Here is an 8,098-nt window from a genome sequence, read left to right on the forward strand (position 1 = left end):
TCCTCTCGATTGGTCATGGCGCTGCTCCCTGCTTGATACCAACAGGAAAACAATCGGCCAGAAAAGGGTTAATCGGGAGGTCAAATTAAACTGGTGTTTTGAAGACTTATTACATCGGTGATGACACAAGACGCTCGATCATCTTTCTCAGGTCTTCTGAGTGCAGATCTGCTACAAGCTGACGAACCGAAATTTTCTTGCGAAGGATGCGTAATGCTTCTTCATAGACGTTCATAAACTTACCAAAATTTCTGATTGAGACGCAAAGTTATACTGTATTACAGATATAAATTATATACATATACGGTCGTTTTATTAACTAATATCCATATCATAATTATGGTTTTTAACGATAATTTGAATCTTTGGAGAAAGAAAGGAGCTATTTCCTTTGGAATCTTCATTTCATGCTCAAAATTTTTGACATCCCAATGAATTCTTGTGTAACAATAAACTAAGTTTTTCTGGAACAGAAAATCTTTATTGACCCACAGGAATAAATACACCCGTAAAAAATGATGAAATTTACTGCCGTCCAAGACAAAAATTTTATCCGCCAGGAGCATAAATATGGATTTTTCTAAAAGAATGACCCTCCTGCAACCCATCGTTGAGTCCTACCCATATGCAAGGCTGGTCGATGAGACTTCCAGAACTGGATATCAGTTATTTTCTGTATATAGTAACGATCCCTTACACCCCGCCAAATTAGCTTCAGCCCCTATACCTGACGTTGCCTGGGCCAGAGCAAAGCGGATTATTAACACACAATCAGAGACATTTATGAAAAATATTGGCCTATCGAACTGATCAGGCCACATACTGCGTAATTGTCCTTCCCCCTTCTGCCGAGTATTCATTTGCCATTACACAACACCAAATCCAAATGTTGGTACTTGAAAATCGTGTTAGTAGCGACACCAAAGACCATTACATATTGACTACCCTTGCCACCAACGGACCTGAAAAAATTCTTCCCCTCATGTCATGATTAAACAGAACAGAATTATTTTATGATAATCTGTTTACAGATATGATTGTATAAACTTTATTCTGGATTAACGAAACTCTTCTCGAATTCTCTACCCTTCCCACCTCGTCCCCACGGTTCGCTACCCACTATCAGGTAGATACCGTCATTTATTCCCATGTTCAGCCCTCAGCCGTGCCCCCCCCCATTGTAAAATACCGTAATACTGAAAAAGTAGGACTGACTGTAATGCACCCAATAATAAACATTTCAATTTCTGTATTACTGGCCATACTGGGAGCCTTCAGCAGTTCGCACGCTTCCCTATACCCCGATAAAAATGGCCAGTTTATTGAAAGGTCAGCTGAAGGCTGGCACTGGTACGAGCCAATCCCAGAAGAACAGGAAGCTGAACCAGAAAAGCCTATTGAGCCCGAAACTCAGCCAAATGAAATAACCCTTACTCTCCAGCAAGTTGAGCCAACGCCGGCTGGCCCTGCCCCGATGACGACCGCATGGTTCCGGGAAAATCTGCCGAAGTACCGTGATGCTGCCATTGATAATCCAACCAGAGAAAACGTCGAAACCTATATGTACCTACAGCGTGCTGCAATGGACAAAGCTCAAGGCTTCGCTGAACAGTTTTCAAGAGTGTCTGTCGGTAATCCCTGGCTTGATGAAATTAATCGTCGATCACTGGCCACTTTTGGTACGCAAACACAAGATCGTTATGCCGGTGAGAAGCGTAGAGAGCTAATCAAAACTCTGCCTGAAAAAACTGGAATCTTCTATTTCTTCAGAGCTGACTGTGTTTATTGCCAAAAGCAGGCTCCGATTCTTAAAACATTCGCAGATACCAATGGCTTTGAAGTCATTGCCATATCTCTCGATGGTATGCCAATGCCCGGGAAAGAGTTTCCTAATTTTAAAGTTGATCAGGGACAAGCGAGAATGCTCGGGGTTGATACCGTACCTTCAATCTTCCTAGTTGATCCCAAATCTAACATTGTTTCTCCAATTGGTATCGGCATGATGGCCTATCCAGAACTTGAGGAACGTATTCTCATAGCTGCGATTAATGAAAACTGGATATCCGAAACTGAATTCCTAGCCACTCGTGCTGTAGACAATATCGATCAGAACCTTTCGTCTGAAATCGAATCAGGCGAACTTGACGAACTAGCTACTTCTTCTGGAAGTGAAAGCGGATTTATTGAACCCAGCAGGCTTCACAAATATTTAGAAAAGCAAATACAGGGGCTTAACTAATGGCACGGAAAGCTTATAAACGGATTCTGTCATTTACAATAGCATCTTCAGTTTGTCTATTCCTCTCAATCCCAGTAGAGCCGGCTTCAGCTAGTCTAGCTGATGAGATGGACGGCATGTTTAACAGCATGTCTCAGTCAACCGGAACGGCACCTGGAGCATACAAATCACAACGTCGAGGTGTTTTTTATGGTGGTTCATTCACCATGAAGAGCAAAATCGTTAATCCAAATCTCATAAGTGTTAGACCTCCAAGCTGGAAAGGAGGATGTGGTGGGGTAGATCTTTTTGGTGGTTCTTTTTCTTTTATAAACGCAGATCAATTCGTACAAATGCTTCGGGCCATAGCAGCGAATGCTAAAGGCTATGCTTTCCAATTAGCCATGGATGCAGTATGCCCTGACTGCATGACTCAGCTTCAATCGCTCGCAGACAAAATGAATGAGTTGAATCAGTATCTTGGTAACTCATGCCAAATGGCTCAACAAGCGGTTGATGGTGTGGATGGATTTTTTGGGGTTTCGGATAAATTAAGAACCGCAAGAGACAAAGCTGTAGCTGTCTCAAGTGGTTTGCTTCCTGACTCGCTTACTGCACACCAGCAGCAAACTGGTGAATCAGCCACTGAAGCTGCCGCTAGAAACACCACCAACCCACTTCTATTAGCAGACCGTGGAAACGTAATGTGGAACATCCTTCAAGATCAGGGAGTCCAGAACTGGTTTGCATCTGGTGATGATCAACTGATGAGAACCATGATGTCCCTATCAGGATCCGTTATAGTCAGTCCTCCAGACGATGCAACTGACGGGACTGGTGAAAAAACAATACCGGTTACACCAGTTCCAGGCGGTCTACTTAGTCTTGGTGATCTTGTAGAAGGTAGAACTGTCAATATTTACACCTGTGATAACTCTGAATGCACTGAGTTCGGCGCGAATGAGAATGTCACACTTCAAAGCATGCAATCCAAAATTGCTGTTGGTGTCGATAAGCTGATTGCTGCCTATACCGGTAATACTGCTATTGATAGCACTGATGACGATATAAAGCTGATCGCTTCTCTTGGAGAAACCTCAACCATCATTCATAAGATGACTTCTCTTACCTCCAACGAAAGTGCGCGCCATCTGATCCAAAGATATTCAAGTGCTATCGCGCTATATGCTGCCTATATCGTTATGGAAGATCTGTTTTATGCTGCAAACCACGCGGCCATGAGATCACAGACATCATATAAAGATGATGTTCTGAAACAAATAGAGAGTAACCGGAAGAAGGTCCACACAGACTATATGACCCTTAAAGGTAAGTATGGGGATGTTAAGGATCTTATGGATGCCTATAACCAGCTGATTATCAATGTGAGGAAACAGAATAACGCATTGAATTTAGTTGATCGTGGAAAATCTAACTAAAGGGGCTACCAGTGTTTGAAATCTTCTCTATTGGTGATGCCGCATTCTTAGAGCAGGTTATGATTGGGCTTGCTCTTATTACCGATCAACTATCATTTATCCAGATGGCAATGCTGGCTTGCCTGATAGGAGTCGCTCTAACCGCTTTTGACAGCATTATGAACGGTGGGAAAAGTTTTAATATTCACCATTCCTTCCTTGGTGTGATTCTGTTCATGATGTTTTTCGTACCCAAAGTCACAGTTGTCATTGAAGATGCTTACACTGGAGATTTGAGGCCTGTCGATAACGTGCCCATCGGGCCAGCAGCTGCAGGAAGTCTGATTTCCAGCGTTGGACTGGGTATCACTGATATGTTTGAGTTCAGTTATGGGATTATCGCTCCGGGAATTACACAGCGCGCATTCCTGGATAGTCTTCAGCTTTTGACAGAATCCAGAAGAAAACTGGGTTCACCTCCTGTATACCAAGCACTTGATGCAGCTAATGGTGTTGGTACAGACATAAGGATGTCTATCAGTAACTACGTTCGTGAATGCACTGCGATTAAGCTTCAGCGTGAACAACAAAATACTTCGGCCCTCAGCGAAGAAAATCTGCTTGATGCCATCAAATATGACCATAACGCATATGAAACCATGCTGTATTTAGCGGGAGGTGCACAACAATTCACCTGTGCAAAAGGCTACGTAGAACTGAGTAAGGCCCTGTCAAAGATTGATGAAGATACGGTTATGACCGCTATTGGCTCAATGATCGGGATGAATGAAATCGCTGCCGGGGTTTGGCCTGGCGGTGAAACACCATTTGACCGGATGGATAACTCATTCAGAGCTCTGGACATGCTTGGAGCATCTGCAACTGCAGCAAAAGACTACACTCTTGCAGCCGTCATTGAACCCATTTTTTATGAGGCGTTACAAGGTTCATATTCTGATATTCAAGATACTAGCGCTGCAATCATGGTTAACCAGGCAATTCAGCAGAGGAATACTCAGTGGGCTACTGAACAGTCTCTATTTATGAGTACCGTAAGGCCTCTCATGGCATTTTTTGAGGCATTTGTTTTCGGAATAGCTCCTATTGCTGCATTTATAATGCTACTGGGTCAGAAAGGAATTGCACTGGCTGGAAAATACCTGATGCTGATTTTATTCATCCAGCTTTGGTATCCAATCCTGTCACTGACCAACCTGTATATTTACATGGCTGCCGCTAGTGAAATGGGTAGTTATGACCTTCCAAATTGGACTTCACTTTATGGGCTCCAACTAGGATCACAGGTTATACAAACATGGATTGCAACAGGTGGCATGTTGGCAGCTTCTACACCTATGCTTGCAATGATGCTTCTTTATGGCTCTGCATATACAGCAACCTCACTTGCAGGTCGTATGTCCTCTGCTGATCACGTTAATGAGCGGATTACGAGCCCCGATGCTGTAACTCCCGGAGGAGTCATGCAAGATGCCCCAAGGTTTATGCATAACGATTTCTCTGGAACTCAATCTACAGGTGTTCCTTTAGCTAACTTTGCTTTTGGAAGCCAAATGTCAAGAAATGTCAGCTCATCAAGGCAAGAGGCGTTCGAATCAAGCGGCGCATGGGCAAGTACTTTGGCCAGAGGTTTTCAGTCCTCAGATAATGAGCAGCATATGAGACAGGCCTCAACAAGTTTAAATAACTCATTACAAGCCAGTAACAGTCAAGGGGCTACTGCAACCAAAAATGCACTTAATTCATTCTTTGATAAGTACGACTTTTCAGCCAAAGAACAAGAAGCGATTTCAAGTGCCACAGTTCTATCAGCGAGCGCAACGGGTGGTGCTGACCTGGCTGGTATTGCTAACTCAGTAATATCATCCGGTGGAAAAATTGGCTCTGTCATGAAAGCAGCAGCAAATGGTGACTTTGGTGCAAACAAAGCTCCGGACAAACCAGTTGCAGGCGGCCCATTAATGGGACGAAGAAAACAAGCACCAGAACCAGAGATGGAAGCTCCATCTGGACTGCCCGTTGATCTTAAGGCTAGTGCAAGCATTCAAGGCAATACGTCATCTAAAACAGATAATCTTACGTCGCATGGCAACTCTCAAGGTCAAGATACAAGCAACAGTTTTCAACTCTCAAATCAAAATCAATCCAGCCTTCAGACTGGTCTTGTTGCCCAAACATCTCAAAATGATCAGTCGAATTACAGCAGGCTTTCACAAGACACACAATCTGCCAGTTTCCAGAATCAATATAGTGAGGCAAATAAAGAGAGCCAGGCATACCAAGAGGTCGCAGGCCTGCAAACATCTATAGGCTCAACACACAATATGACTGAAAAAGATGCCGCTGCAATGGTGATAGGTAGAGGACATGACGATGATCTAAATACATTATTTAACCAACTCGCAAGTTCAGGTGTTATCAATGGCAAGGATCTAACTGATAGATATAACGAGAATCGAGCATTAAAAGGAATGGGTTCAGATGAAGCATACACAGCTGCTCAAATGGGTATTCTTCTCGATGACTCTAAGTTCAAAAATGGCGCAGACGGTGCATATATGAATACCTCGTCACAAGTCGCTGCTTGGGCAACGGGTAGATCATACGATATGGGCAGTAATATTAATCCATACGCCAATCAAGGTGTTGGGGCAGACGCTAACCCAGGGTATAGCGTAAAGGATAATGTTGAAGAACAAGTACCACAAGCAGGTAACATTGGCCGGCCTGAAACATCTTATCAGCCTCAAGCAGGAGGTGTCCCAATCGACTCGAACGGGCTACCACAAGATATTCCCCAAGAGCATATTGATACGGTAAATAGCTCCCATAATGCCTATATGAAACAAACTCATACTGCAGGCAAACAGATGGAGAGTCAGGTAGCAGCGAGCGAAAGGTCAGAAGCTAGGCAAGGTCTCATCAACCATTCAAATACCGATGCAGCCCTGAGTGACTTAAAAGGATTTGAAGGAACGCAGATGTGGGGTTCTATAGAAGAATTAAACAGTCATTGGGATGGAGTTAACGACACAGTAAATCCATTCAAGATGGGTGAAAAATTTATCGAAGGAGCCCAGGATTTGGATAGAAAGCTAAATACACTCAGCACAGAGCAAAGGGCTGAGATCAATCAAATGGCAGGTCAATACGCTCGTGATAGTGGACAGGCTGATGCAGACTTCGCTAACTGGGTTGTTGAAAAGGTCACAGGGGAACCATTGTCTGAAGGGGCTTATAATTGGATCGCAGGTGCAGGCGAGAAAGGTGTGGAAATGTTTCAGTACATGGCAGGGAATGCAATGTCCTTTGCTGCTGACCTGACAGGTGATTCTAGCGAGTGGTCTTCTGCAGCACAGGGGCTTGATAAGGAAGCACTTGGATATCTTGCTGCTACTAAAGCAGTAGCCGAACCAGTTGGTAAGCAGCTTGATACCTACAACCGTATCACAGAAGCATACGACGAAGGTGTAGCTAATTCTGGCACAAGAGGGTGGGAAGAAAGAGGGGCTACTGCGGAAGCTAATATGTTCAGAGCAATAGCGATTGGTGACAGCGACGACTATGAAGATGCAAGAATGGGCCTTCGAGAAAAATATGCAGATAGGCATCCTGAAGGGCATCCAGACGCAGGCAAACCTATTATGACTGATGGCGGCGATTACCAGGTTAGTGAAGAAAATGAGAAGTTGATCAGAGGTATGACAATGGAGATGGAATCTGCTTCATTGTCTGGGCTTAAATCTGGTTCTGAAATGCCATTAACTAACAGGCATATTTTGGCTAATAGCTCGGCATTTGATGGTAAGTAAATAAAGGACAGGTAGCGATCATTGCTACCTGTCTCACCTTCCTTTCCTGTCTTTAAAAGTTACGTCTGCTACATCAGATTCCCCATCGTCAGACAAACTATAACCAATTGATGAACTATCAAACCTTGACGATGGATCAGAGATTTCCCAATCTCTCGGCTTCAAGCTATTCACACCATCTCCCGATCTGAAGTATTCATACAAATTAATAGCTACAGCACCAAGGAAGAAGTGAAGGTAAATAACAAAGCCAAGCATCATGTAATCACTAAATGGCTTGCTTACTACAAACATGAGATAAACATACATTCCTATCACAACAACCCCCAGTTTTGCGTTCCTCATTAGTACCTTATAGTGAAACAGTGCCCAAACCTTGAAAACAGGCTTAAGAAACAGTTTGATAGCAAGAGCTATTAAACCTATTTTCAAAACCAAGAGGAAAAGAAAAAAGAATATTCCAGCTAATCCTGACATTTTAACAACCTCCATTTACCAATGATTAGGGAATGTAATTTAAATTGTGTAAACGCTTGTCGTTAATACTCCAAAATGGAGAATAACAATGAGCGTTGAAATCAACGAAAAACTGGTAGATCAAATAGCCAGTCAGATTAAAACTCAGGATGATC

The 8,098-nt window shown here is 43.3% G+C and carries 5 protein-coding genes; 3 read left to right on the forward strand and 2 right to left on the reverse strand.

Going from position 1 to position 8,098, the window contains the following annotated elements:
- Nucleotides 1–109: 109 nt before the first annotated feature.
- Complete coding sequence (locus tag AK963_RS36700; RefSeq protein WP_274520548.1) at nucleotides 110–235, reverse strand: hypothetical protein; 126 nt, start codon at nucleotides 233–235, stop codon at nucleotides 110–112.
- Nucleotides 236–1,165: 930 nt separating this feature from the next.
- Between AK963_RS36700 and traF the strand changes: the two genes are divergently transcribed.
- From traF to AK963_RS22695, 3 genes are read left to right on the forward strand one after another with little or no spacing between them, the layout of a single operon-like run.
- On the forward strand, nucleotides 1,166–2,239 hold the full coding sequence (traF, locus tag AK963_RS22685; protein WP_139117595.1) for a conjugal transfer protein TraF: 1,074 nt from the start codon (nucleotides 1,166–1,168) through the stop codon (nucleotides 2,237–2,239).
- Nucleotides 2,239–3,657 carry a conjugal transfer protein TraH gene (locus tag AK963_RS22690; protein ID WP_066017697.1) on the forward strand — a complete coding sequence of 473 codons (1,419 nt, stop codon included), beginning with the start codon at nucleotides 2,239–2,241 and terminating at the stop codon, nucleotides 3,655–3,657. The genes traF and AK963_RS22690 overlap by 1 nt, the downstream gene beginning before the upstream one ends.
- Before the next feature lie 11 nt (nucleotides 3,658–3,668).
- On the forward strand, nucleotides 3,669–7,466 hold the full coding sequence (locus AK963_RS22695; RefSeq protein ID WP_066017698.1) for a conjugal transfer protein TraG N-terminal domain-containing protein: 3,798 nt from the start codon (nucleotides 3,669–3,671) through the stop codon (nucleotides 7,464–7,466).
- 33 nt (nucleotides 7,467–7,499) lie between these two features.
- On the opposite strand, the gene AK963_RS22700 is transcribed toward AK963_RS22695, so the two are convergent.
- Nucleotides 7,500–7,943, reverse strand: coding sequence for a hypothetical protein (locus tag AK963_RS22700; protein ID WP_066017699.1), 444 nt, complete (start codon nucleotides 7,941–7,943; stop codon nucleotides 7,500–7,502).
- Nucleotides 7,944–8,098: the final 155 nt, after the last annotated feature.

Source organism: Endozoicomonas atrinae (genome assembly GCF_001647025.1).
GTDB lineage: Bacteria > Pseudomonadota > Gammaproteobacteria > Pseudomonadales > Endozoicomonadaceae > Endozoicomonas > Endozoicomonas atrinae.

Coding starts and splice junctions, on each gene's coding strand:
- AK963_RS22690 (WP_066017697.1), top strand. CDS start 2,239: ATGGCACGGAAAGCTTATAAACGGATTCTGTCATTTACAATAGCATCT.
- AK963_RS22700 (WP_066017699.1), bottom strand. CDS start 7,943: ATGTCAGGATTAGCTGGAATATTCTTTTTTCTTTTCCTCTTGGTTTTG.
- AK963_RS36700 (WP_274520548.1), bottom strand. CDS start 235: ATGAACGTCTATGAAGAAGCATTACGCATCCTTCGCAAGAAAATTTCG.